At 59.9% G+C, this 23,342-nt stretch carries 20 protein-coding genes and 2 pseudogenes; 2 read left to right on the forward strand and 20 right to left on the reverse strand.

All coding sequences use genetic code 11. The features are described from left to right. Position 1 precedes the first annotated feature (1 nt). The 6 genes and pseudogenes from AC0V6M_RS09075 to AC0V6M_RS09100 form a co-directional block, all read right to left on the reverse strand. Positions 2 to 583 (reverse strand): nucleotidyltransferase family protein, encoded by a 582-nt coding sequence (locus AC0V6M_RS09075; protein ID WP_486138496.1) that lies wholly within the window; start codon positions 581 to 583, stop codon positions 2 to 4. Beyond that, positions 573 to 1,517, reverse strand: coding sequence for an XdhC family protein (locus tag AC0V6M_RS09080; RefSeq protein ID WP_486138497.1), 945 nt, complete (start codon positions 1,515 to 1,517; stop codon positions 573 to 575). Before AC0V6M_RS09080 ends, AC0V6M_RS09075 begins: the two co-directional genes overlap by 11 nt. Before the next feature lie 9 nt (positions 1,518 to 1,526). Continuing rightward, positions 1,527 to 1,703 (reverse strand): hypothetical protein, encoded by a 177-nt coding sequence (locus AC0V6M_RS09085; protein WP_486138498.1) that lies wholly within the window; start codon positions 1,701 to 1,703, stop codon positions 1,527 to 1,529. A 22-nt stretch (positions 1,704 to 1,725) separates the two neighbouring features. Continuing rightward, complete coding sequence (locus AC0V6M_RS09090) at positions 1,726 to 4,014, reverse strand: xanthine dehydrogenase family protein molybdopterin-binding subunit (RefSeq protein ID WP_486138499.1); 2,289 nt, start codon at positions 4,012 to 4,014, stop codon at positions 1,726 to 1,728. Next, positions 4,011 to 4,508: a (2Fe-2S)-binding protein gene (locus AC0V6M_RS09095; protein WP_486138500.1), complete on the reverse strand. Its 498-nt coding sequence runs from the start codon at positions 4,506 to 4,508 to the stop codon at positions 4,011 to 4,013. The genes AC0V6M_RS09090 and AC0V6M_RS09095 overlap by 4 nt, the downstream gene beginning before the upstream one ends. 127 nt (positions 4,509 to 4,635) lie before the next feature. After that, positions 4,636 to 5,826: pseudogene (locus AC0V6M_RS09100) on the reverse strand (tryptophan halogenase family protein). A gap of 303 nt (positions 5,827 to 6,129) precedes the next feature. Here AC0V6M_RS09100 and AC0V6M_RS09105 point away from each other — a divergent pair. Then, positions 6,130 to 6,624, forward strand: coding sequence for a c-type cytochrome (locus AC0V6M_RS09105; RefSeq protein ID WP_486138501.1), 495 nt, complete (start codon positions 6,130 to 6,132; stop codon positions 6,622 to 6,624). A 221-nt stretch (positions 6,625 to 6,845) separates the two neighbouring features. On the opposite strand, the gene hemA is transcribed toward AC0V6M_RS09105, so the two are convergent. From hemA to bchF, 14 genes and pseudogenes are all read right to left on the reverse strand, one after another. Then, a complete protein-coding gene (hemA, locus tag AC0V6M_RS09110) occupies positions 6,846 to 8,066 on the reverse strand; it encodes a 5-aminolevulinate synthase (RefSeq protein WP_486139598.1) in 1,221 nt (406 codons plus the stop codon). Positions 8,067 to 8,138: 72 nt separating this feature from the next. Continuing rightward, a pseudogene (gene puhE / locus AC0V6M_RS09115) lies at positions 8,139 to 8,891 on the reverse strand (putative photosynthetic complex assembly protein PuhE); the annotation flags it as partial. Then, positions 8,885 to 9,946, reverse strand: a complete 1,062-nt coding sequence (gene acsF, locus AC0V6M_RS09120) for a magnesium-protoporphyrin IX monomethyl ester (oxidative) cyclase (protein WP_486138502.1) — start codon at positions 9,944 to 9,946, stop codon at positions 8,885 to 8,887. The gene acsF and the pseudogene puhE, both read right to left, overlap by 7 nt. Next, positions 9,943 to 10,230 carry a hypothetical protein gene (locus AC0V6M_RS09125; RefSeq protein ID WP_486138503.1) on the reverse strand — a complete coding sequence of 96 codons (288 nt, stop codon included), beginning with the start codon at positions 10,228 to 10,230 and terminating at the stop codon, positions 9,943 to 9,945. The genes acsF and AC0V6M_RS09125 overlap by 4 nt, the downstream gene beginning before the upstream one ends. Continuing rightward, positions 10,230 to 10,715 carry a photosynthetic complex assembly protein PuhC gene (gene puhC, locus AC0V6M_RS09130; protein ID WP_486138504.1) on the reverse strand — a complete coding sequence of 162 codons (486 nt, stop codon included), beginning with the start codon at positions 10,713 to 10,715 and terminating at the stop codon, positions 10,230 to 10,232. The genes AC0V6M_RS09125 and puhC overlap by 1 nt, the downstream gene beginning before the upstream one ends. Further along, positions 10,712 to 11,356, reverse strand: a complete 645-nt coding sequence (puhB, locus tag AC0V6M_RS09135; RefSeq protein ID WP_486138505.1) for a photosynthetic complex putative assembly protein PuhB — start codon at positions 11,354 to 11,356, stop codon at positions 10,712 to 10,714. Before puhB ends, puhC begins: the two co-directional genes overlap by 4 nt. Further along, complete coding sequence (puhA, locus tag AC0V6M_RS09140; RefSeq protein ID WP_486138506.1) at positions 11,353 to 12,141, reverse strand: photosynthetic reaction center subunit H; 789 nt, start codon at positions 12,139 to 12,141, stop codon at positions 11,353 to 11,355. Before puhA ends, puhB begins: the two co-directional genes overlap by 4 nt. A 22-nt stretch (positions 12,142 to 12,163) precedes the next feature. Then, entirely contained in the window at positions 12,164 to 13,591 is a 1,428-nt protein-coding gene (locus tag AC0V6M_RS09145; protein WP_486138507.1) for a BCD family MFS transporter, read from the reverse strand. Then, positions 13,591 to 14,292: a magnesium protoporphyrin IX methyltransferase gene (gene bchM / locus AC0V6M_RS09150; protein ID WP_486139599.1), complete on the reverse strand. Its 702-nt coding sequence runs from the start codon at positions 14,290 to 14,292 to the stop codon at positions 13,591 to 13,593. The genes AC0V6M_RS09145 and bchM overlap by 1 nt, the downstream gene beginning before the upstream one ends. Continuing rightward, positions 14,292 to 15,188, reverse strand: a complete 897-nt coding sequence (gene bchL / locus AC0V6M_RS09155; protein ID WP_486139600.1) for a ferredoxin:protochlorophyllide reductase (ATP-dependent) iron-sulfur ATP-binding protein — start codon at positions 15,186 to 15,188, stop codon at positions 14,292 to 14,294. Before bchL ends, bchM begins: the two co-directional genes overlap by 1 nt. A 16-nt stretch (positions 15,189 to 15,204) precedes the next feature. After that, the gene (locus AC0V6M_RS09160; protein ID WP_486138508.1) at positions 15,205 to 18,819 is read right to left on the reverse strand and encodes a magnesium chelatase subunit H; all 3,615 of its coding nucleotides are present in this window, start codon (positions 18,817 to 18,819) and stop codon (positions 15,205 to 15,207) included. Beyond that, the gene (gene bchB / locus AC0V6M_RS09165; protein WP_486138509.1) at positions 18,809 to 20,389 is read right to left on the reverse strand and encodes a ferredoxin:protochlorophyllide reductase (ATP-dependent) subunit B; all 1,581 of its coding nucleotides are present in this window, start codon (positions 20,387 to 20,389) and stop codon (positions 18,809 to 18,811) included. The genes AC0V6M_RS09160 and bchB overlap by 11 nt, the downstream gene beginning before the upstream one ends. A 3-nt stretch (positions 20,390 to 20,392) precedes the next feature. Continuing rightward, positions 20,393 to 21,688, reverse strand: a complete 1,296-nt coding sequence (locus AC0V6M_RS09170) for a ferredoxin:protochlorophyllide reductase (ATP-dependent) subunit N (RefSeq protein ID WP_486138510.1) — start codon at positions 21,686 to 21,688, stop codon at positions 20,393 to 20,395. Then, positions 21,685 to 22,257, reverse strand: a complete 573-nt coding sequence (gene bchF / locus AC0V6M_RS09175; protein WP_486138511.1) for a 2-vinyl bacteriochlorophyllide hydratase — start codon at positions 22,255 to 22,257, stop codon at positions 21,685 to 21,687. The genes AC0V6M_RS09170 and bchF overlap by 4 nt, the downstream gene beginning before the upstream one ends. A gap of 215 nt (positions 22,258 to 22,472) precedes the next feature. On the opposite strand from bchF, the gene AC0V6M_RS09180 reads away from it, so the two are divergent. Further along, positions 22,473 to 23,315: a cobalamin B12-binding domain-containing protein gene (locus tag AC0V6M_RS09180; RefSeq protein ID WP_486138513.1), complete on the forward strand. Its 843-nt coding sequence runs from the start codon at positions 22,473 to 22,475 to the stop codon at positions 23,313 to 23,315. The last annotated feature ends 27 nt before the right edge of the window (positions 23,316 to 23,342 follow it).

Raw genomic sequence — 23,342 nt, forward strand, 5'->3', positions numbered from 1 at the left:
TCTAACGCGTTAGCCGCTCCAAATCGTCCAGAGTGTCTATGTCTGCCAGTTGCTTGGGCGGACAGGAAATGATCTTTGCCTCAGATAGCAAAGCGCCTGCGCCGTGGTGCCCCGTAGCCTGCATCAAGGACGCAAAGTGCTCTTTGCCAAACACTGCAGGCGGGGTGGGGGCAGCGCCATTATGCGAGGCGGCTATGGTGCTGGCGGTGGCTTGCAACGCTAGCGCGCGGAAATGGGCAAGCGGCACAAAGGGCATGTCAGCGAGCGCGATAAGCAGCGTCTTTGCCTTTGCTTCAACGGCCAGTTTTGCGGCGAGCGTGACCGATGTGCCCATGCCCTGATCGGCATTTGGGTTGAGAACGATTTCAAAACCCCTTGCGCGCCAGCCACCCGCGCACGGATGCTCACCGCTGGAGGCAATGACGATGCGGTGATCGGCGGGCAGGGCGGCGAGCGTCTCGCTCGCGTGGAGGCCCAGCATTGTGCCGTTCAAGTCCGCAGCAAGCTTGTCCGCCCTGCCAAAGCGCTGAGACTGTCCCGCCGCGAGCAGCGCGATCATAAGGCCGCCGTGGCTATGCGTCATGGCCCGCAAAATCCGACGATTGATAGGCGCGTACGATTTCGCTCAAGGCGGATAGCGCCAGCGTTTCAGGATCGCGCGAGGAGTGAAACAGTCCAAGCGGGGCGTTGATCGAAGCGACTGCATCGGCGGTCACACCGCTGGCGATCAGCGCTTCGCTGCGCACGGCATGCGCTTTGCGGCTGCCCATAGCTCCGCAATAGAAATGCGGCAGTTCCAGCGCGCGGGCGAGCAGTTTCACTTCCCAATCGTGATCGTGGAACAGGAAGACGAAGGCTGTCCAGGGATCGCTGCTGAGCAGGTGAGTGTCGCTGGTGCGGGTGAGCAACTGGGCCGGGGTGCCGAGGGCAGAGAGGCGCTCGCAGATGTCTGGATCGGGTGACAAAACGCCGCTGCCAATGTCCATCGCGTTTGCGAGCTTGGCCAACGCCTCAACGCTCGCTCCGTGCCCGATAATACAGAGGAGCGGCTGAGGCCAATGGCCGAATGTGCCGGTGCCGGATCGGATATCAGCCTTGGGTTCTTGCCAGCCATCGATGCAAGCGACCTCGCCACCGCCGATTTGCACCGTAAAGGGTTTTCGCACGGCGATTGCAGCTTTGCACTGGCTGGCAAATTCTTGGTTCGCCAATGGCTGGAAATGCACATCAATGCCGCCGCCGCAGGGGAGGGTGATATCGATGTAGCGGGAGCCTGCGCCAAAGCGGACAACGCGCGGCTTTCCCTCGCGCAGGGCTTCTTGCGCCTCGGTGACAACGGCGTTTTCGATGCATCCGCCTGAAAGCGATCCGGCAAACTCGCCGTCTTCGCAAACCACCATATGCGTGCCGGGATTGCGGATGGAGGAGCCCTCTACCGCCATGACTGTCACAAGCGCGCAGGCGCGGCCCTCGCGCTGCCGATCGCTCAGAAAGGCAAAGACCCGGCCGCGGTCCATTCAGCGTTTCTATTCAGCAGGCTGTTTGGGTTCGGCGGGAGCCGCTTGTTCAGGTGCGGCCGCGCTGGCCGCTTCACCTGGTTCAGCGACGATAATTTGCTCAACCGGTTCTTGCACTTCTGACCCGCCGCACGCGGTGAGTGAGAGCATGCCAAGAGCGGCCATACTTGCGGTGAATTTGCGCATATTGTGCCTCCTTGCCCCGCGCTTACGCAAATTGCTTTGCGAACGGCATGTCGCGCAGGCGCTTGCCGCTGGCGGCAAAGATTGCATTGGCCAAAGCGGGCGCTGCGGGCGGTGTGCCTGGCTCCCCCGCACCGCCAACTGGCACGGTGCCGCTGTTGATGATTGCGACCCCGATCGCCGGAGTCTCATCCACCCGCAGCATTTGATAATCGTGGAAATTGCTCTGCTTGACGGCGCCGTCCTCCAGCTCAATTTCGCCATACATCGCCGCGGTCAGGCCGAACACGATCCCGCCCTCGATTTGGTTGCGGAAGCCGTCCGGGTTCATGACATAGCCCGCGTCCATCGCGGCCCAGACATTGAGCATTTTGGGGCGGCCTGAGGTCATATCGACTTCGATCACCTCTGCGCCGACGGTGCCGAAGCTTTCGACGATGGCGACGCCCAGACCAATGCCTTCGCCTCGCGGAGCGCTCCAATTGCTCATCTCAGCGACTTTTTCGAGTACGCCCTTATGCCGCGCGGTGTTCGCGCCGAGCATGTTAAGGCGGTATTCGAGCGGATCTGCGCCAGCGACAATGGCGGCCTCATCAATAAAGCTCTCAATGAAGAAGCCCTGCTGTGAGTGGTCGACCGAACGCCATGCGGAGAATGGCAGATGCAAAGGTGCCTCTGCGACGCGCACGGAGGTGTTCGCAATGTCGTAAATGCCCGGAACGCTGGCCTCTGCCGGGTCATGCCGCTGGGTGAAAATGTTGTTGTAAGCGACCAGCCTGCCGCCCGCATCGAGCCCGCCTTTAAAGCGGCTCACATCCGCCGGGCGGTAGAGCGCCTTTTGCGTGTCTTCCTCGCGTGACCAAATCATCTTGACCGGATAGCCGGTGGCCTTCGCCACTCGCACGGCCATTGTCACATAGTCATTCTCTAGCCGCCGTCCGAATGCGCCGCCCAGGAACGGGTGGTGCACGGTGATGTCATCATCATCCATGCCGAGCGCGCCTGCGGCGGCGCTACGCGCCATCAGCGGTACCTGAGTGCTGGTCCAGATGTCGCACTTTGCACCGTCGTCGGTATCGCGCACCCATGCGGTGCAATTGACCGGCTCCATCGGAGCATGGGCAAGATACGGGGCGCTGTATTCCGCCTCCAGCTTGGTCGCCGCATCAGCAAACGCACCGGCCGCATCGCCCTTGGAGGCAGCTTGCTCCCCGCCATCATCGCCTGCTGCATCAATCGCGTCTCTAAACGCTGCAAATTGATCGGCGGTTGTTTTGATCGGACTTTCCGAGGCGCTGTATTCCGCCGTGATCGTGTTCAGCGCCTGCTGCGCGTGCCAATATCCATCGGCCACCACCGTGATGAAACTGCCCATGTTGAGGATCTGCTGCACGCCTGGCATGGCTTTGGCCGCCTCCGCGTCCATGCTCGTCACCTTAGTGCCAGGCACCGGAGGACGGCGGACCGCGGCATAGGACAGATCGGCAAGCTCGACGCCGGGAATATTGGCGTCGATCCCAAAATCTGCCTTGCCCATTACCTTTGCGGGAATGTCGGTCCGGCGCTTGCTCTTGCCCATCAAGCGGTAATCTTTGGGATCTTTGAGCGCTGGGGAGCTGTCCATGGGCTGCTCAGCCGCTGCCGCTGCGAAATCAGAATAGGGAGCAGACTTGCCGCTGCCGCTGTGGATCAGCGTGCTGTCACGCGTCGTGATCTCGCTGGCGGGCACGCCCCATTCATCCGCTGCCGCCCCGATCAGCATCTTCCGCGCCGCCGCGCCTGCGATCCGCATCTGATATTGGCCCGTAGTGCGGATGGAGGAGCTGCCACCGGTGATCATCGCATCGGCCAATCGCCCGATCTGCGTGAACAGGCCGTCCCATGTTGGCTCAATCCAATCGGCTGCGTTCATGGTGAAGGGTGCTACGAACATGCGCGCGGTGTCGCTGACGATATAGCTGCCGTCCGCGGGCGCCTGCATCACTTCGACCTTGGACCAGTCGGCATCGAGTTCATCAGCCAGCATTTGCGCGAGCACGGAATGCGCGCCTTGGCCCATTTCGCAGTGCGGGATGATCGCGGTCACGATGTTATCAGCCCCGATTTTCACCCAGCCGTTGACCAGTTCCTCGCCAGCTCCGCCGGCGACAGTCGCCTTCAGCTTGCCAACTGGATTGCCGGGCCGCACGCCGACCCCGATCAGCAACGCGCCGCCAGCGAGTACACCAGCGCCGATAAATCCGCGGCGGCTCCACTTGGCCGCTGTGCTGCGCTCTTTTTTCGCAGCGGCTGTGCCTGTCTCTTGCTCGCTCATGCTGCGCTCTCCTGCGCTTCGTCTTCGGATTGCGCGGTCTCAAGACCGGCGGCAACCTTAATGGCTTGGCGAATGCGTTTGTAGGTTCCGCAGCGGCAGATGTTGCCGCTCATCGCGGCGTCAATGTCGTCATCGCTCGGCGCAGGATTGTCACGCAGCAGCGCGGTCGCCGACATGATCTGGCCCGATTGGCAATATCCGCATTGCGGCACTTGCTCGCTGATCCAGGCTTGCTGAACGGCGCTCAGCTCGCCGTCTTCGCCTGAGACGCCCTCAATCGTAGTGATCGCGCGGCCTTCAGCGGCCGACAGCGGAGTGGAGCAACTGCGAACAGGCTCCCCGTCGAGATGCACAGTGCAGGCCCCACAAGCTGCAATCCCGCAGCCAAACTTTGTCCCGGTCATGCCCAGCTTCTCTCGCACGACCCACAGGATCGGCATATTGGGATCGGCATCCAGGCTGGTGGCTTGGCCGTTGATGGTGAACTCGATCATTCGTTTGGCTCCATTGGAGGCGGGGCTTGCGCGCGCTACGCGGTACGTTTCAAAATACTACCAAATCTTGCGCGCCAGCGAAAGTCGCTCAGCGCATGTGGTAATAAAGTTGAACTGTAGGCCGAAACTAAGACGCCATTGGCGGCGCGGCGCAATGATTGGTGATATAGTCCCGATGCGTGGAAAGACCGCCGACGGCGCGCTCGGTAATGGTCCTGAGATTGCCCAAAAATTCGCTCAGCCGGGCATCGCTGATCGCATCGGCCATCGGATCGTGGCCGTATGGCGTGATCCCCTGGCCCAGCATCACTTGGACCCAGCTCGCCTCGCGAAAAAGATTATCGACATCGCGGCCCAGGCGGCCACTAGAGGCAAACAATTCGCGTTTGTGGGTCAGGCTATCTGGCACCTCCATATTCTTGCAATAGCGCCAGAATTCGGAATCTTCGCGGTCCGTCTGATGATAATGCAGGATCAGAAAATCCCTGATCTGCTCAAATTCTGCGGCGCAGCGGCGATTGTATTCGGCGCGCTCCGCATCGGCATTCGCGCTTTGCGGAAAGAGCTGGATCAGGCGGCTGACATGCGATTGGGTCAGATGGATGCTGGTCGATTCCAGCGGCTCCAGAAATCTGCTCGACAGGCCAATGGCCGCGCAATTGTGGAACCAGAACTGCTCGCGCCGCCCGGTGGTAAAACGGATTGGACGCGGATCAGCCAGTGCCTTTGTCTCCAGCGCCGCCATCAGCACATCATGCGCCGCTCCGTCAGCGGTAAAGCCGCTGGAATAGACATGACCATTGCCCGTGCGATGTTGCAGCGGGATGCGCCATTGCCAGCCCGCGTCTTTAGCGGTCGCGCGGGTATAGGGCGGCAGGCTGTCTAGTTTCTTGCTAGACACCGCCTGAGCGCGATCACACAGAAGCCATTATGATCATTCCTGATAGCCAACGCCCAATTCTTGGCCCATCAGCACCGCACGAAAGCCGGTGCAATCGATGAAGAAATCGCCTTGGATTTCCGTTCCGGTCTCCAGTGTGATCGAGGTGATATCGCCGCTTTCGCCGTCCCGCTGAACGGCGCTGACGATCCTTTCATGCCGGGTTACGCCGCGCGCCTCTGAATATTTGCGCAGATATTGGGCATAAAGGCTGGCGTCGAAATGATCGGCATAGGCGAGGCCGGTCATCGCCGTATTGCCGACCCGGTCAAGCTTGGAAAAACGCCCTTTTGTAGCAGCCAGCTGATGCAAGGAATAATGCCACAGGTCTTTGGCATCAGCGCCGGATTGGGACATGAACCCATATGATATCCTCATTGAGAGCCGCAATGTGACAGGCGGAGAGACGCTATCACTTCGCCTCGCTTCCTCTGTGGCGCCGCGATCCGTTTCGTTCCTGTCAGCAAGTAAACGCGCCGCGACTCAGGGGGTTGTAAGGGTGCGAATTTGGACCAACCGCTGGCGGTTTGGTTGAGGCAAATGCAAGTGATCCCAGCGAAACCCGCGATAAACCGGGAAAAACCACCTAAATGGCTGGGATAGCTAGGCAATGTGGCGATTCTCGTCTAAGCCCATACTCACTGGGATCGAAGCAATCTGAATTGTAGAGGATGTTCGAATATGAAGCGTAATGCATTGCTGGGCACATTGGCCCTGGTAAGCCTTGTCTCTGTTTCGGCCTGTGGTGGCCGCACCGATGAAGCCAGCGCGCCTCCTGCAGAAGCGGAAACCGCAGCAGTAGAGGCCGCCGTTGAGGCGCCAGCAGAAGCAGTTGAAGCCGCGGCAGGCGCAGCCTTTGCTGACCTGACAGCCGACGCTGCGGCTGGTGAAAAAGTCTTCGCGCTTTGCCGTTCGTGCCATGTGCTTGAAGAAGGCGTGAACCGCGTAGGCCCATCGCTGCACAACATTGTTGGCCGCGTGTCCGGCTCGGTTGAAGGCTTCAACTACACCGAAGCAAACGCGAACAGCGGCATCACTTGGACCCCTGAAGAGCTCTTCACCTATCTCGAAGATCCACAGGGCGTTATTCCTGGCACACGCATGGCGTTCCCAGGTATCAAAGACCCGCAAGATCGCGCTGACTTGATCGCGTATCTGCAAACCAACGGCGAATAATCGCTAATAGCGGCGGGCGTTTCGCCTGCCGATGGCAAAAAAGGCGGTGTGGTTTTCCACGCCGCCTTTTTTGTGTCTGCGATCAGTTTGATTTGGGGCTGCTGAGGCGCGCGTGCTCTGAGGCGCTAAGGCTATGCTTCAGGCACGCATCTTAAAATGCACACCTGCAAATGGCGGGGCACGTCTCTAGTCCCAAAAAGCTGGGTTGCTCGGCTATGCGCTCAAGCGGCGGTTGCCATCCGAGCCAGTTCGCATTGCGACCAAATTTCGCTCAGCGCCTCGACCAAGCGGTCGATATCATCATCGTTATGCACGGGTGATGGGGTGATGCGTAGGCGCTCCGTCCCGACCGGTACTGTGGGATAATTGATCGGCTGCACGTAGATGCCGTGATTATCCATCAGCCAATCGCTGATCATTTTGCACTTCTTCGCATCGCCAACCATCACCGGGATGATGTGGCTGGGATTAGCCAGATGCGGAATGCCCATGCCATCCAACCTGCGGCGCACTTTGGCAACGCGGTCGCGCTGTGCCTCGCGCTCTTCACTGCTTTCTTTAAGATGGCGAATGCTGGCCGCCGCGCCTGCTGCGACTGCTGGGGGCAAGGCGGTGCTGAAGATGAAACCGCTGGCAAAGCTGCGCACATAGTCAACGAGATTGCGGCTGGCCGCGATATATCCGCCCATGACGCCATATGCTTTGCCGAGTGTGCCCTCGATCACATCGATCCGCTCCATCAGGCCTTCGCGCTCAGCAATGCCGCCGCCGCGCGGACCGTAGAGGCCAACTGCGTGAACCTCGTCGATATAGGTCATGGCCCCGTGCTTCTCGCACACGTCGAGGATCTCGGCGATTGGGGCGATGTCGCCGTCCATCGAATAGACGCTTTCAAACGCGACCAACTTAGGCACATCGGGGCCATAATCGCTCAGCAACCGGTCGAGGTCTTCCGGATCATTATGCTGCCAGATTTTGTAGGGCGCGCGGCTGTGGCGAATGCCCTCGATCATGCTCGCATGGTTGAGCGCATCGGAGAACACGACGCATCCGGGAATGCGGCTTGCCAAGGTGCCAAGGCCTGCCCAGTTGGAGACGTATCCGCTGGTGAACAGCAGCGCGGCTTGCTTGCCGTGGAGGTCGGCCAGCTCTTGCTCCAGCAACACATGGTGGTGATTGGTGCCAGAGATATTGCGCGTGCCGCCCGCGCCCGCGCCGCATTCTTCCAGAGTGTCATGCATGGCGTCAATGACAGTCGGGTGCTGGCCCATGCCGAGGTAATCGTTGGAGCACCATACGGTCACGGGCTGCGTCTCTTCGCCGACAAAACGGGTTGCATGGGGGAATGAGCCGCGATGCCGCTTGATATCGGTAAAAACCCGATAGCGGCCCTCTTCGCGAACGCTGTCCAGCTCGTCCTTGAAATAGGCTTCATGATCCATGGGCTGATCCCTCTGTCTTGATTGTGCTTTGATCGTGAATGGTTGTGGCAACGGCGGCGCTGCGGCGGGTAAGGCCCAGCCCCACAGGGCGCCATCGCGGAATGGCAGTGCCAGAAAAACGTGCTCAAGCGCGCCGAGCAGGCACAGCGCGAACAGCAGGCTCGCGCCGACCATTTCGGCGCTGCCGACGGGCGCGGCGGCGGCCAAGGCGCCGAACCAGGCGGCCACCGCAACAATCGCGATTGTCGATAGGATCAGCATGGCGTTGAGGCGGTTCGGGCCGAAATAGCTTTTAAGATAGTCGAGGTGCGGCGGCAGGATTTCGAGGCTGGTGTTGGGCACGCCGACATACATGTTGAGCTTGGTCGACAGTCGCATGAAGAAGAGCAAAGCAAACACGGTCGCGCCAATTTGATTGGCGGCGTTCCAGCCGAGCGAAATCAGCATCAGCGCGGTCAGCGCCAGCGCAATCTCGTGGTGCAGAACAGTGGCGCTCGCTTGAGTAAAGCGGGCGAACCCGCGCGCATCCTTGGGGCAGACCTTCCGCCGCGGGCCTGCAACCGCGCCGGTGAGAAAGCCAACCTCGTGCCAAGCCCACACCATTAGCGCACCGGCAAAGGCGAGATAGACCCCGCTAACACTGGCGGTTTGCGCGGAAATCAGGATCGCGATCAATCCCGCAATCCCCACTGCGCCTGCGATCATCAGGCTGGCAAAAAAGGTCTCACGCCCGCGATTATCCGCCCAGGCAATCAGCCCGGTTGCGAAAAACCAGATCGCAATCGTCACCGCGAAGGGGACAATATGGCCGCTCCAACTTACCACGCAGGTTGTAGCCGGATGGTCTGTGGTAGCTCGTTCGATTTGGTGCGCCGGAAATACATCTTGGCAAAATTCCAGCCAGCACCCGCGGCGCCGCTGATCCGCTTGGCCAGACCGCCAATGCCGCCTTGCGCTTTGCCATCTTCGATCCGCAAGGCCGCCTGCCGCAGCGCCTCCATATTGGCGCGGAATTTCGGATCATCAATGTCGAGCTCAACCGGGAAAACCTGGCGGCTGATCTGATTGCAGACCTTGAAGACCTCGTAATCATATTCGGTCGGGTCAACACCCAGCGCCTTGTGGAATACAGGACGCGCATGGTCGCGCACATACATGGTCGCATAGACGGACAGCAGGAAGAAGCGGATCCACAGCTTGTTATAACCCTTCAGCAGCTTCGGATCGGCATGCATCAGCATTGCGAAGGCTTCGCCGTGGCGAAACTCATCATTGCACCATTCCTCGAACCAATCGAAAATCGGATGAAATTTCTTCTCAGGATTGGCGGCGAGATGCCGGTAAATCGTGATGTAACGCGCATAGCCGATCTTTTCGGACAGATAGACGGCGTACCAAATGAACTTCGGTTTGAAGTAGGTGTACTTCTTCGTCTTGGTCAGAAAGCTGAGATCAACCCCGATCCCTGCATCTTTGAGGCTTTCGTTGATGAAGCCTGCATGGCGGCTCTCATCGCGGGCGAGCAGCTTGAACAACTGCTTCACATCGGGGTTCTTCGTGCGCCGCGCGATCTCAGCATAGAGGATGCAGCCGGAAAACTCAGATGTCATAGAGCTGACCAGAAAATCGGTGAACTCGGCGCGCAGTTCCGGCTCCAGGTTTTCGATCACGCCAGTGAAACTGTCGTTGTGTTTAAAGTGCGTCTTGTTGGGATCTCCCACCATATCGGCGATCAGCTGGTCCCACTCCTCGCGCACCAGCGACACGTCGATCGCGTCCAATGCGTCAAAATCCGTGGTGTAAAACCGAGGGGTCAGAATAGTGTCCTGAGTGGCGATCTCCATCGCGTCTTCGCTGGTTATCGGGGCGTGCGCGTTCATTTGATCCTCCCTGGATTGAAGCTGACTTCGTAGAGTTCCTTGAGATCGAAATAGGCGGCGAGGCGGGTGATTGCGCGGTCGAATGAGCCGGCGCGCGTCACGGTTGCGGCGCGTTCGTAAACGGCGCTGTGGCCAAAGGGGATCTGGATCGGGTCGCCATGCACGCGCACTTTGTCTCCGGGTTCAATCGCAAGATTGCCCTCCAGCTCGACATGGGCGTGAAAATGATCGGAGCTTTGTTCGACCGATATTCGGCACGACGTCTCGAACGTACGTGTTGGCATTAGCTTTGATCCCTCTTTAGCAATGCTGCGAAGACAGCGCGGTTGGTCGCGCCAAATGAACCGAGTTCCACGCTCTTACCGGTGGTGTCATCGCGCAGTGATAGCGAGTTATTCTCCCACAGGGTGAGCGCAAACGGTGCCTCTGCTCCGATCCCGCGAATGCGGCGTGAATGAGCGAGGCTGCGAACGGTGGAGCGGACAAAGCCGCCAGTGCCCGGCTCAAAACGAGCAATCGCCTCGCCAGTGGCGGCGTCTTCGATTCGTACGGCGCCGCTCTCTTCGTCAAAGAACCTCAGCGCGCGCTCTGACACCGCGGCGGTACCTTGCGCTGCGCGCGCTTCGCTTGGCACGGACAGCTTGTCGACAAAGCCAAGGCTGACCGAGGCGGCAAGTGCGACAGTGACCAGAGCGACCACTGCCATCGCGATCACCGGAGCCTTGTGCACTTCCCCGTGCTCATGATCATATTCGTAGTGAGCGCTCATGCGCTGGCTCCAGCAAGCCCAGCGCTTGATGCTGTTTGTGCGCCTGCTGTCCCGGTCTCAAAGTCACCGCGTTCAATCGCGTTGAACTGGGCGCTGGCACTGGCGAGATGCTGTGCCACGGCTTGCGCATCTGGCAGGGCGCGCAGCATCGGTTGGGGATGAGAGATGTGCCATGGGCGCGCATGCGGCCACAGCAGCAGGTAACCAAGCACAGTCTTATCGCCGAGTTCCAAGGCAATGTCGCCGTAGCCTTTGCCGCGATCCGCGAAATGCGCCGCCGTCACTTTCTTGAGCGGGACGTTGATCCGCTTGTCCACGGCCATGCCGACCCGCATGATCAGGCGCGCATCGGTGAGGATGTAGAGCGTGTTGCGTACTGTCAGCCATGCTGCGGCATAGAAGAGCGCGATGACGCCCGCGCCAAACACAGCCACAAATGTCGCTGCATCATAACGGCCCAGAGCCACTGCGAGCGCTGCCAAAGCGGCAAAATAGATTGCCATAGAGTAGGTGTGAAACGCGGTGCGGGCGAGCACAGCCGTATTGGGCCGTCCTTGCCACAACACCGTTTCATCATCCGCAGGCGTACCAAGCGGATCGCCTTGCGCATCACGAAAGTGCGGAGTGTCTTCCAGTGTCATAGGATCGGTTCCTGACGCTCTGGCGTGGCGTAGAGATAGCCACCGCCATAGTAAGCCATCACGCGTTCTTCTTCATCGCGGGTGATTTGGCCCGGTGTTGCAATTTGAGGCACGTCCTCAAACTGCTCGGCCGTGATCGCGTCGATATCGATCAGCGGGGTCTTATCGCCGAAGAGCAGACCTGTCCCTTGCACTTTGGCGACGAATATTGGCGCCAGCACCTTTTTGCCGGAATTCGTCGTCACCTCGAGATAGCGGATGATGTGCTCTGACTGGTCAACCCAGACGTCACTGATCTTGCCCGCCAGTTTCTTGTTCGCGTCATAGACCGGCAGACCCACGGGATCGGTGTCGTTCGGCGCGATTTCGATCTCGTGGCTGTCGCCAATCGGAACGATGCGCGGGCGGCCATCCATCGTCAGGTCTGGATTGGTCGAGCGTTTTGCATATGCGCCCGGACCCATGCCGGATTTCATGGCATCGCCTTCGGGCACATAGGGCGCGCCAGCAGCGCCAAAGGTGCGTTTTGCTGGCATATCAACGGGATCGCGCGGCACGTCTTCTGGGATGTATTCGCCTTGACCGTGCGGGAGTTTGAAGACCTTCTTGTCACCATCAGTGAGCGGCGCGCCTAGCACTTTACCCGTCCACTCATCTTCGAGTGGATAGCCTTCGCGGCGGCTTTCGCGGTTCAGATAAATGACCAGACCGATGAAAAAGAGCACGAAGAGCAGGAAGACCAATTCCGCCACGTCAAGCGTGCCCACTATGTATGTTGCGTTCATCTCACACTCCTCTCATTCACACTCAGGTTGGGAACTCGCGCAGTCCAAAGGGGACTGGTGCATCGTCGCTCCCAGATTTGCGGTGACGGCCCACCAGTGGGCCGAGGGCGATCAAGCCCGCCAGCAAAAGTACAATCTCGATGCAGTAAACTGTGGTGTATCCGCTGGCTCTGGTGGCCAGACCTGGGGCCAGATCACCGGCCATGGCAACGCTAGACACGCCGTCACGAATGACGCCGCCCAGCGCAATGGCAAGGCCTGCACAGCTTGCCTGAACCGCGCCCCATACGCCGAGCGCCAACCCAGCGGTTTCGCGCTTGGCGATGCTCATTGCCTCGATTAACGTGCCGACCGAAAACAGGCCTAGTCCAAGCCCGATTGCTGTCGCGCCGCCAAACAGCATGGCGACCGAACCAAACGGCGCTGCAAACAGGATCAGCAGGAATGCGGTGACCCCGGCGACCAAACCCATGCCGGCAATGCGCAAAGGATCGCCGCCTTTGGTAAGCGAGCGGCCGGAGAGCAGGAAGCCAAGCAATGCGCCCGCTGCCCATGCTCCGGTGAGGCCCGTGGTCGCGCCCACAGAGAGGCCGAGAATTTCGCCGCCATATGGCTCCAGCAGAGCGTCTTGCATCGCAAAGCCAGCCGCGCCGATGCCGATTGCGGTGAGGAGCCGGGCGTTGCGACCATCATTTACGAAGGCGCGCCACAAAGTTCCAAAAGCGGGCGTCTCGCGGCTCGGCGCTGTCAGCTCTTTGTTGCGCGCTTCCTGCTTCCAAAGTGCGATGACATTAAGCACGAGGGTCAGTACCGCCGCGCCTTGGATGACCTGGACAAGCCGGGTCGCGGTAAAATCGATCAAGAAGCCGCCGATTGCAAAGGCGGAGAACATCATGCCGATCAGCAGCATGACATAAAGCAGAGCAACCGCGCGCGGACGTTTGTCCTCCGGTGCAAGATCGGTTGCCAAAGCGAGACCAGCAGTTTGCGTCGTATGAATGCCGCCGCCGGTCAGCAGGAATGCGGCCGCTGAACTTATGATGCCTAGCGTAAAGGTGTCTTCCCGTCCGAGCAGCAGCAACGCAAATGGCATTATCGCCAGACCGCCGAACTGCATCATCGTGCCAAACCAGATGTAGGGCACGCGGCGCCAGCCAAGGACCGAGCGGTGAGTGTCAGAACGGTGACCGATGAGCGCGCGGAATGGCGCGATCAGCAATGGCACCGCGATCAGCACTGCGATCAGCCATGCGGGCGCATTCAGCTCCACGATCAGCACCCGGTTGAGCGTGCCGTTAAGCAAGACCATCGCCATGCCGACGCTCACCTGGAACAGCGCGAGGCGCAGCAGGCGGGGTAGAGGCAGGTCTGCGCTCGCCGCATCTGCGAACGGAAGCCATCCAGCGGCGGCTTGGATCCATTTGACAGAAGAGGCGGAATTGCTGGCCATTATGCCTTGACGAGCTCCATTGCTTGCGAGGTGTAGAAGCCAGAGGAAACTCTGTGCGTGCGCCCGACATGCCAGCCATCAAGGCGGCTCAAGCTGGCGCGCAGTTCCTCTTCATTGATCGGGACAATCGCCGGTGAGCGGTCGCTTTTTGGGAAGAACTTGCCCGCCTTGTGCATCGCGCCGAGCAGCGGCGTGTGCGGGGCAAAGGTGAAGAGCAGCGAGGTGCCGCATTGCTCGCCCAGCTGCTCCAGCGCCGAGAGTAGATCGTCCAACGGATAATGGATCAGGGAATCCATCGCGACGACATGGGCAAATTCGCCCAGCGCCGGGTCGAGCATATCGCCAGAGCGCCAGCGGATGCGGCCGTGGCCGATGAAGGATGGGGTGCGCTCGCGTGCGACCTCAACTAGGCCTGCGGCGACATCAATTCCGGTCACTTCTGCTCCGCGGCAGGCGGCATCAATGCTGAGCGCACCCGTGCCGCAGCCTGCGTCCAAAACGGCGGTGCGGCGCAAATCGGCTGGCAGCCAGCTGAGCAAAGTGGCGCGCATTTCATCGCGTCCTGCTCGCACGGTGGCGCGAATGCCGCTGACTTTGGCGTCGGAGGTGAGGTCGATCCACGCCTTACGCGCGGTGCTGTCGAAGTAAGTCGCGAGTTGGTCGCGCTGCGCATCGTAGGAAGAGGGTGAGCGTGTTGCCATCATTCAAACCCCAAGAAGTCAAAGATATCGCGGTCTTTCATCGGTTGAGCCGTTGATGGCTCAACCCCGGCCCATAGCATTGCGGCAAGGCGCATATATTCGTCTTGAGCCTGCTGAACCTCAGGGCTGTCCTCCATCTCAAACAGAGTGCATTTCTTGAGGCGCGAGCGGCGGATCGCATCGACATCGCGGAAGTGGGCAAGCCGCTCCATGCCGATTTGGTCGCAGAACCGGTCAATCTCGTCGGTCTCGCGGCTGCGGTTGGCGATCACGCCGGCGAGCCGTACGTCGTAATTCTTTGATTTGGCGGCGATGGCGGCGACAATGCGGTTCATCGCAAAGATGCTGTCGAAATCATTCGCGGCGACCACCACAGCGCGCTCGGCATGTTGCAACGGCGCGGCAAACCCGCCGCATACCACATCGCCCAGCACATCAAAGATCACCACGTCAGTGTCTTCGAGCAGATGGTGCTGTTTGAGCAATTTGACGGTCTGGCCAACGACATATCCGCCGCAGCCTGTGCCAGCTGGCGGTCCGCCCGCTTCAACGCACATCACGCCATTGTAGCCTTCAAACATATAGTCTTCGGGCCGCAATTCTTCGGAGTGAAATTCGACTGTCTCCAGCACGTCGATCACTGTCGGCATCAGCTTCTTGGTCAGCGTAAACGTGCTATCATGCTTGGGGTCACAGCCGATTTGCAGTACCCGGTGCCCGAGCTTTGAAAAGGCCGCGGAGAGGTTGGAGGAGGTCGTCGATTTGCCGATCCCTCCCTTGCCATAAACCGCAAAAACCTTCGCACCCTTGATCTGATCTTGCGGGTCGAGCGCCACCTGCACAGAGCCTTCGCCATCGGGTGCGCTAAAACGGGTCTTTGGATCCATCAGGTTCATAGCGTTCTCTTCCTCATCATTCCGCCGCGAAAACGCCTTCGAGACGGTCTTCGAGTTCATCACTGGCCTCGCGCAGAGCGGCGAGGGTTGCATCATCGGGTGTCCAAAGCTCGCGGTCGCACGCTTCAAGCAAGCGGCCCGCAACGCGCGCGGAGCTTTTGGGATTGAGCTCGGAAAGACGCCTGCGCATCTCTTCATCGAGCACGAATGTTTCGCTGATTTTCTGGTAGACCCACGGGGCAACCTGTCCGGTCGTGGCGGACCAGCCCATCGTGTTGGTCACATGGCCTTCGATATGGCGCACGCCCTCATACCCGTGGTCGAGCATGCCCTCATACCATTTGGGGTTGAGCGTCCGGCTGCGCGTTTCAAGGTCAATCTGTTCGGACAGAGTGCGGACCTTCGCATTGCCGCGCGTCGCATCAAGGATATAGACCGGAGCGTCCGCGCCTTTGGCCTTGGCAACCGAACGGCTGACCCCGCCGAGCCCGTCGACATATTGGTCGAGGTCGGTCACGCCCACTTCGACGCTTTCGAGATTTTGATAGGTAAATTCGACCTTGGCGAGCGCGCTTTGCAGCAATTCGCGCTGCTGAACCGGCGCGCCATTGACACCGTAAGCATAGCCCTTGTGCGTCTCAAACGCATTGGCGAGCTCATCCGGATCGGCCCAAACGCCGCCTTCGATCATCTGATTGACGTTGGCGCCATATGCGCCCTCGGCATTGGAGAATACGCGCAGGGCAGCTGTTTCCAGATCGCATCCATGCGCCTCTTGATGCGCCAGGCTATGCTTGCGCACGAAGTTTGCCTCAATTGGCTCGTCAGCCTGAGAGGCAAGCAGGGCGGCCTCGGCCAGCATCCGCGTTTGCAGAGGCAAGAGATCGCGAAAAATGCCTGATAGTGTGGCGACCACATCGATCCGCGGACGGCCCAATTCTTCCAGTGAAATGAGCTCCGCGCCGCACAGACGGCCATAGCCATCACGCCGAGGCTTTGCTCCGATCAACGTCATTGCCTGCGCAATCTGGACGCCTTCGCTCTTCATATTGTCGGTGCCCCAAAGCACCATGGCGAGGCTTTCTGGGAAGGGCTCGCCGCCGTTCACATGGCGCGCAATCAGTTCCTCTGCCTGCACGCGGCCTTGCTCACAGGCAAAGGCGCTGGGAATGCGGAATGGGTCAAAGCCGTGGATGTTGCGCCCCGTGGGCAGCACATCCGGGTTGGCGACCACATCGCCGCCGGGGGCAGGCTTCACATAACCGCCATCGAGCGCATGGATGAGTGATGTCAGCTCGTCGCAGGCATCGAGTTTCTCGCCCAGTGCTTCGCGATCCATCTCAGCATCGCTGCCTGCGCCGGCTTCTTCCATCGCATCGAGCATTTCCTCGCGGGCGCTGCCGACGGGCGGCTGGCCCAGCACGTGGAGACCGTGTGGGATCAGAGTGCGTTCCAGCTCATAAAGCTGGCTGGCGAGCTGAGTGATGTCGCTGCATTCGATATCCAGCGCATCGCATTGATCATGGATCAGCGTTTCAAGATCAGTGCGCTCATCCCCATCGGCGCTGCTGCGCCAGCGCTCAACGCTCTGCTTCAGCTCAGCAAAGCCCTTATAGAGACCAGCCTGCGCCAGCGGCGGGGTCAGATAGCTGATCAAGGTTGCGGCTGAGCGGCGCTTTGCAAGGATGCCTTCGGATGGATTGTTGGCGGCATAGAGATAGTAATTCGGCAGATCGCCAATCAATCGTTCCGGCCAGCAATCGCCGGTCATGCCTGCTTGCTTGCCTGGCATGAATTCTAGCGCGCCGTGGGTGCCAAAATGCAGGACGCTGTGCGCGCCAAAATCTTCGCGAATCCAACGGTAGAACGCACTGAAAGCATGGGTTGGCGCAAAATTGCCGTCAAACAGCAGGCGCATCGGATCGCCTTCATATCCAAAGGCTGGCTGAACCCCGACAAAGACATTGCCGAAATGCGCGCCGAGCACTTGAATGTTTGCGCCATCGCTTTGTGCTTTGCCTGGGGCTGGGCCCCATTGCGCCTCAATCTCGGCAAGGTGAGGCTCGCGCCGTACATGCTCATCGGCGGGGATGCGCGCGGCGACATTGGCATCGCTGCCGAAACGCTCTGAATTGCCGTTGATGATGGCCTCGCGCAGGGCATCGACCGTCTCTGGAACCTCGACTTGATAGCCCTCATCGGACAGCCGCTGGAGCGTCGCATGGAGCGAGGCGAAGACGGAGAGGAAGGCGGCGGTTCCTGTCGCGCCTGCGTTTGGCGGGAAGTTGAACAGCACGACGGCAAGATTGCGCTCGGCGCGCTGTGCGCGGCGCAATTCGATCAGTTTTAGCGTCTTGTCGGCCAAGGCTTCGGCGCGCTCTGGGCAGCCTATCATCGCCCGCACATTCTCCGTCTTGGGTTGTTCGCACTTGCGCTCGCAGCCATTGCAGACTTCGCCCGGGCCAGACCGGCCGCCAAAAACGCTGGGGCAGATTGATCCGTCGAGCTCTGGCAGGGCGACCATCATGGTCGTCTCTAGCGGCAGCAGACCTTGATCGTGCGCGCGCCATTCTTCGAGAGTTTGGAACTCAATCGCGTGGGCTGCGAGGTAGGGAATATCGAGATCGGCCAGCGTTTCCGCCGCAGCCTCTGCGTCATTATAGGCAGGGCCGCCAACCAGCGAAAAGCCGGTGAGGTTGACGATGGCATCAACCGTGGGCTTGCCGCGTTCCATGAAGAATTTCTCAATCGCTGGACGCGCATCGAGCCCGCTGGCGAAAGCTGGGATAACCTTAAGGCCAGCGGCCTCAAATGAGGCGATCGCGGCATCGTAATGGCCAGTGTCGCGGCCAAGCAGATAAGAGCGCAGCAACAGCAGGCCGACGGTTCCGTTTTTGCCAGCCTTTGCAGGCAGCAGACGGGCACCTTCTGAAATGCGCTGTTTGGTGCGCGGGTGGTAAACCCCGACCTCTGGATAGTCGAGCGGCGGCTCAGCTGCGGTCTCACCGCGCAGAGCAATCCGCTCGCCATCAGCATAACGGTCAATGAGGCCCCGAACCATTGCGACCACGTTCTCTTCCGAACCCGCGAGCCAATATTGCAACGTGAGGAAATAGGCCCGCACATCCTGCGCCGTACCGGGAATGAAGCGCAAAATCTTAGGCAGACGGCGCAGCATTTTCATCTGGCCTGCGCCAGAGCTGGCGTTTTTCTTGGGCGATCCGCGCAGCTTCTTAAGGAGAGCCAGCGGGCCCTTCGCTGGCGCATCCATGCGGTATCCGCCAAGCCGGGTGAGCTTCACGATATCGCCAGCGGACATCAGGCCGAGCATTGCGTCACATTCTTCGCGCCGTGCCTCTAGGCTGGGCAGGATCGCGCGGACGTGATCATCAAGGAACAGCATTGTCGCGATGACAATATCGGCCTCAGCGATGGCGGCTTTGGTCAGCTCCAGCGCGTCGCCATTGCGATCCCAATCTGCGGCTGCGTGCAGGCTCAGCGAGATGTTCTCTCGGCGTAGCTCGGCATTGGCGCGCTCGGCTGCGCCTTTGAGGTGATTGTCGAGCGTGACAATCACGACCCGCACGTGCGGGCGCTCAGTGGCGGGAGAGGCGGGGGCGCTACCGTGCATAATGCGCCTTCGCATCATACAAAGTGTCGAGGTCGATCTCGGACCGACCTTGATCAGCGGCGAAATTCTCCGTGTTGCGGCGGGCTTTGCCGCGCACGAAGAACGGGATTTTTTTAAGCTCGCGCTCTGCCTCTGCGGTCCAGATCGTATCATTGGCCGCTTCGACCGGGGCTACGGTAGGCGCAGGCGCTTCTGGTTCTGCCGATTGGGCCGAAGTGCTTGCTTGCGGCATTTTGGGGGCATGGGCTGCATGGTGCGATGGCCCAGCCTCGTCCGAAAATTCAAAATCATCGCGGAACATGGTGAGCAAATGCTCCTCCAATCCCATCACCAGCGGATGGACCCAGGTGTCGAAAATGACATTTGCGCCTTCAAAACCCATTTGCGGGGAATGGCGCGCCGGGAAATCCTGAACGTGAACCGGTGAGGAAATCACCGCGCAGGGCATGCCGAGCCGCTTGGCAATGTGCCGCTCCATCTGCGTGCCCAGAACGAGCTCCGGCTGGGCCGCCATGATCGCGTCTTCGACTGCCATGTGATCATCGGTGATCAGCGGTTCGACATCGTAGAGCTTGGCCGCTGCGCGAATGTCGCGGGCAAATTCGCGGTTGTAACAGCCGAGGCCGCAGACCTTAAAGCCGAGCTCTTCATGAGCGATTTTCGCAGCGGCAACCGCATGGGTCGCATCGCCGAAGATAAACACCCGCTTGCCGGTGAGATAATTGGAATCGACCGAGCGGCTCCACCACGGCATCCGGGCGGAATCGTCGCCGAGCGCAGAAGTGGGATCAACCTCTGCTAACTCGGCGACTTCCGCGATAAACGCGCGCGTAGCGCTGACGCCTATCGGGACCGTGCGAACGGCTGGTTGGTTAAACTCTCGTTCGAGCCAACGTGCCGCTTCATCTCCAATTTCGGGATAGAGAACGATGTTGAAATCGGCTGCGCCGATTTGTGTGATGTCCTGCGGACTGGCGCCTAATGGCGCCTCTAGGTGGATGTATACGCCCAGCGCATCCAGGATTTTGCGGATTTCAACCAGATCGTCGCGGTGACGAAAGCCGAGCGCGGTTGGGCCGAGCAGATTGACCAACGGGCGGCGGCCATCGCGCGGTGCGCGCTCCACCTTGCGGTCGGCCAGAGTGCGGACGATTTGGTAGAAGCTTTCTGCAGCGCCCCAGTTTTCCTTGCGCTGATAGCTTGGCAGCTCCAGTGGAATGACCGGGCACGGCAGGTCCATCGCCTCTGACAGGCCGGCGGGATCATCCTGGATCAGTTCCGCGGTGCAAGAGGCCCCGACCATCATCGCCTGCGGCTGGAACCGGGCGGCGGCATCGCGCGCAGCGTCTTGAAACAGCTGCGCTGTGTCTTTGCCCAGATCGCGCGCTTCGAATGTGGTGTATGTGACCGGCGGACGCTTTCCGCGCCGCTCGATCATCGTGAACAGCAGGTCGGCGTAGGTGTCGCCTTGCGGGGCGTGCAGCAAATAATGCATGCCCTCCATCGCGGTGGCGACCCGCATGGCCCCAACATGGGGCGGTCCTTCATAGGTCCAGACGGATAGCTGCATCGCCTAAACTCTCAACACATCGCGGCGCCGAAGCGGCCGGGCAAAGAGTTCAGCAAGATCGCCAGCCTGCTCAAACCCGTGAATGGGTGAGAAGACGAGCTCAATCGCCCATTTGGTGGCAAAGCCCTCGGCTTCCAAAGGATTGGCGAGGCCGAGGCCGCACACGGTCAGATCAGGCTTGTCTTCGCGCACGCGGTCCAGCTGGTGATCAACGTGCTGGCCTTCACTAAGGCGAGCCGATTGCGGCAGCAATTCCAGCTCCTGCGCGAGATGCGTGCGGTGCAGATAGGGCGTGCCAATCTCAACCGGCTCCATCCCAAGCTCTTGATTGAGGAAGCGCGCCAGTGGCACCTCTAGCTGAGAGTCGGGCAGGAAGCTGATACGTTTGCCGCTCAATTGCGCAGCGTTATGCTCAATCGCCCGTTTGGCGCGCGCGCGCGGGCCAGCGATCACGCTGTTGAAGTGCATTTCATCAATGCCAAATTCGCGCGCAGCGGCTTGCAACCAAGCGGTCGTCCCTTCCGCGCCAAATGGGAACAGAGCATCGAGACGCTGCGCCCCGCGGCCCTCTAAGGCCATGGCGGTTTCAGCCAGAAATGGTTGAGCCAAAAGATAGCGCGTTTGTGGGCCAAGGTTAGGCAGATTGCTCGCCTGACGCGCAGGCAAAGCGCCAACGCGTTTGATCCCGATCTGAGCAAACAGGCGCATGAATTGATCTTCGACAATATCGGGCAGCGAGCCGACGATCAGGAGCTCTTTTTCGCCGTTTGGATCGCCCGCCGGCATCTCTGGCACAAGCGATGCGAGGCAGGCGTCTTCGCCTTGAGTGAAGGTCGTTTCGATGCCGCTGCCGGAATAGTTCAGAATGCGCACGCTGGGGTTGTATTTCGTGCCCAGACGCTCGGCCGCTTTTGCTAGGTCGAGTTTGATCACCTCCGATGGGCAAGAGCCGACCAGAAACAGAGTTTTGATATCGGGGCGGCGCGCCAGTAATTTGGTGACGACGCGGTCAAGCTCATCCTGCGCATCGACCATGCCGGCCAGATCGCGCTCTTCCATAATTGCGGTGGCAAAGCGCGGCTCAGCAAAAATCATCACGCCAGCGGCGGATTGCAGTAGATGGGCGCAGGTGCGCGAGCCAACCACCAGGAAGAAGGCATCCTGCATTTTGCGGTGCAGCCAGATGATGCCGGTCAGACCGCAGAACACCTCGCGTTGGCCGCGTTCGCGCAGGATCGGCGCGCGTTCCAGCGTCGCAAGCTCTGGCGCGCAGCCTGACGCAGGTGGAAGCGCGTTCATGCCGCCACCGTATTGTTAGGAGCCGCTTGGAGCCGCGCGGCGCGCAGTTTTAAGAGGAATTGCCCGGCGTTGATGACATAGACCGCATAGGCCGCCAGCGCGACCATCATGCGTGCCTCAACCGAGCCAAAACCGCCGAACAGCATCACGAGATAAAGCGTGTGCAATGCCAGAACGAGCATTGAGAAGACGTCTTCCCAGAAGAACGCCGGCGCAAACAGCCAGCGATCAAACACAACCTTCTCCCAAATAGAGCCGGTGATCATGATCGTGTAAAGAGTGAGCGTTTTGATGACGACGGAGATATCCGCCGCGCCCGCGCCTTCGCCGCTCATTAAGAAACGAATCACCAAAATCAGGCTGATGAGGAAGACGAAAAACTGGAGCGGGGCGAGCACGCCTTGGATGGTGGTCCATACCGACTCGTCGCGTCTGCGGCGCTCTTCTGCGGTGTAGAGCGCCCCCGTGCTTGACCTTCTTGCGCCGCCTTCGCGGGCCAGTGGGGCCGTGCCATCGAGTCTTGGGTTATCCCATCCCATGTATGCGAAATACCTCCGCTTTCGATCCATGGCTTACGCCCTCTTTCACACGTGTGTCAATCGAGCTTGACGACAATTTAAATGGACAGTGTCTCGCGGGGCTGATTTGCCAGCCTGTCAAAAAAGGCGTACAGTCCAATGTGTTGGTGGGATTGGATTCGTTTTGTCCGCTCGCCCCATTGGCATTGACGCGATCCGCGCCGCATCCAGACCTTGGCTGGTTTGGCAGACTGGGAGAGTCTGTAATGGCATCAGTGATTGGGGCTGGCTCAGCCGCCTTACGCAAAGTGATCAGCGAACCCTTGGCAAGACGGAAGCGCAAAGCGCACGTTTTGAGCGATGGTGAGCAAGCCTCGCTCGCAAGCGACTCGATCGACGCGATTATCGAAAGTGAAATATTGCCGCGCCTGCTGATGGCGCATTCATCAAACGGTGCAGCGCCGGGGCGTGCAAGCGCGCATGAGATTGATGCATTGGATGCAAGCCGATTTGCCTCGATGCCGCTTCATTCCGAAGCCGCTGAATTGCTGGAAGAGGTCGACGCCTATCTAGCAGAGGGCGTTAGCGTTGAGGCGATCTATATTGACCTGCTTGCGCCCGCTGCGCGCAAACTCGGCAGTCTTTGGGAAGCCGACGAGTGCGACTTTGTTGACGTGACAATGGGGCTATGGCGCTTGCAAGAAGTCATGCGCGAGATTGCCGTGCGCTCGCCGCCGGTTGTGAAAGCGCTTTCTGCGCCGCGCTCAATACTGCTTGCCCCGCTTCCCGGCGATCAGCACAGTTTTGGGGCGATTATGCTCGACGATGTGTTCGTGCGGGCCGGCTGGAAAAGCGAAGTTTTGGTCGAACCGGGGCGCCGCGAATTGCTCAGCCGCGCCGGGCAAAAACCGTTTGATGTGGTGGGATTGACCATATCTCGTGATTGCCCTAGCGCCGCGATCACCCACATGATCAACGCCCTGCGAAGCGTTGCCGCGAACCCTCAAATGCGAGTGCTTATTGGGGGGCGTGTGGTCAATGAAAACCCTGATCTGGTCGCAGAGGTCGGAGCCGATGGCACAGCGCTTGATGCCCGAGCAGTCTGTTGAAATAGCTGAACAAATGGTTCGGGAAGC

The organism is Erythrobacter sp. JB3-1 (assembly GCF_057364995.1).

Bases quoted from the DNA above. Each gene is read 5' to 3' on its own strand.
- AC0V6M_RS09075 (WP_486138496.1), bottom strand. From the start codon at position 583: ATGACGCATAGCCACGGCGGCCTTATGATCGCGCTGCTCGCGGCGGGA.
- AC0V6M_RS09105 (WP_486138501.1), top strand. From the start codon at position 6,130: ATGAAGCGTAATGCATTGCTGGGCACATTGGCCCTGGTAAGCCTTGTC.
- AC0V6M_RS09160 (WP_486138508.1), bottom strand. From the start codon at position 18,819: ATGCACGGTAGCGCCCCCGCCTCTCCCGCCACTGAGCGCCCGCACGTG.
- AC0V6M_RS09090 (WP_486138499.1), bottom strand. From the start codon at position 4,014: ATGAGCGAGCAAGAGACAGGCACAGCCGCTGCGAAAAAAGAGCGCAGC.
- hemA (WP_486139598.1), bottom strand. From the start codon at position 8,066: ATGGATCATGAAGCCTATTTCAAGGACGAGCTGGACAGCGTTCGCGAA.
- AC0V6M_RS09095 (WP_486138500.1), bottom strand. From the start codon at position 4,508: ATGATCGAGTTCACCATCAACGGCCAAGCCACCAGCCTGGATGCCGAT.
- bchB (WP_486138509.1), bottom strand. From the start codon at position 20,389: ATGCAGCTATCCGTCTGGACCTATGAAGGACCGCCCCATGTTGGGGCC.
- AC0V6M_RS09085 (WP_486138498.1), bottom strand. From the start codon at position 1,703: ATGCGCAAATTCACCGCAAGTATGGCCGCTCTTGGCATGCTCTCACTC.
- AC0V6M_RS09170 (WP_486138510.1), bottom strand. From the start codon at position 21,688: ATGAACGCGCTTCCACCTGCGTCAGGCTGCGCGCCAGAGCTTGCGACG.
- puhA (WP_486138506.1), bottom strand. From the start codon at position 12,141: ATGAACGCAACATACATAGTGGGCACGCTTGACGTGGCGGAATTGGTC.
- AC0V6M_RS09145 (WP_486138507.1), bottom strand. From the start codon at position 13,591: ATGGCCAGCAATTCCGCCTCTTCTGTCAAATGGATCCAAGCCGCCGCT.
- AC0V6M_RS09125 (WP_486138503.1), bottom strand. From the start codon at position 10,230: ATGCCAACACGTACGTTCGAGACGTCGTGCCGAATATCGGTCGAACAA.
- bchL (WP_486139600.1), bottom strand. From the start codon at position 15,188: ATGAACCTGATGGATCCAAAGACCCGTTTTAGCGCACCCGATGGCGAA.
- acsF (WP_486138502.1), bottom strand. From the start codon at position 9,946: ATGAACGCGCACGCCCCGATAACCAGCGAAGACGCGATGGAGATCGCC.
- AC0V6M_RS09180 (WP_486138513.1), top strand. From the start codon at position 22,473: ATGGCATCAGTGATTGGGGCTGGCTCAGCCGCCTTACGCAAAGTGATC.
- puhB (WP_486138505.1), bottom strand. From the start codon at position 11,356: ATGACACTGGAAGACACTCCGCACTTTCGTGATGCGCAAGGCGATCCG.
- puhC (WP_486138504.1), bottom strand. From the start codon at position 10,715: ATGAGCGCTCACTACGAATATGATCATGAGCACGGGGAAGTGCACAAG.
- AC0V6M_RS09080 (WP_486138497.1), bottom strand. From the start codon at position 1,517: ATGGACCGCGGCCGGGTCTTTGCCTTTCTGAGCGATCGGCAGCGCGAG.
- bchF (WP_486138511.1), bottom strand. From the start codon at position 22,257: ATGGATCGAAAGCGGAGGTATTTCGCATACATGGGATGGGATAACCCA.
- bchM (WP_486139599.1), bottom strand. From the start codon at position 14,292: ATGGCAACACGCTCACCCTCTTCCTACGATGCGCAGCGCGACCAACTC.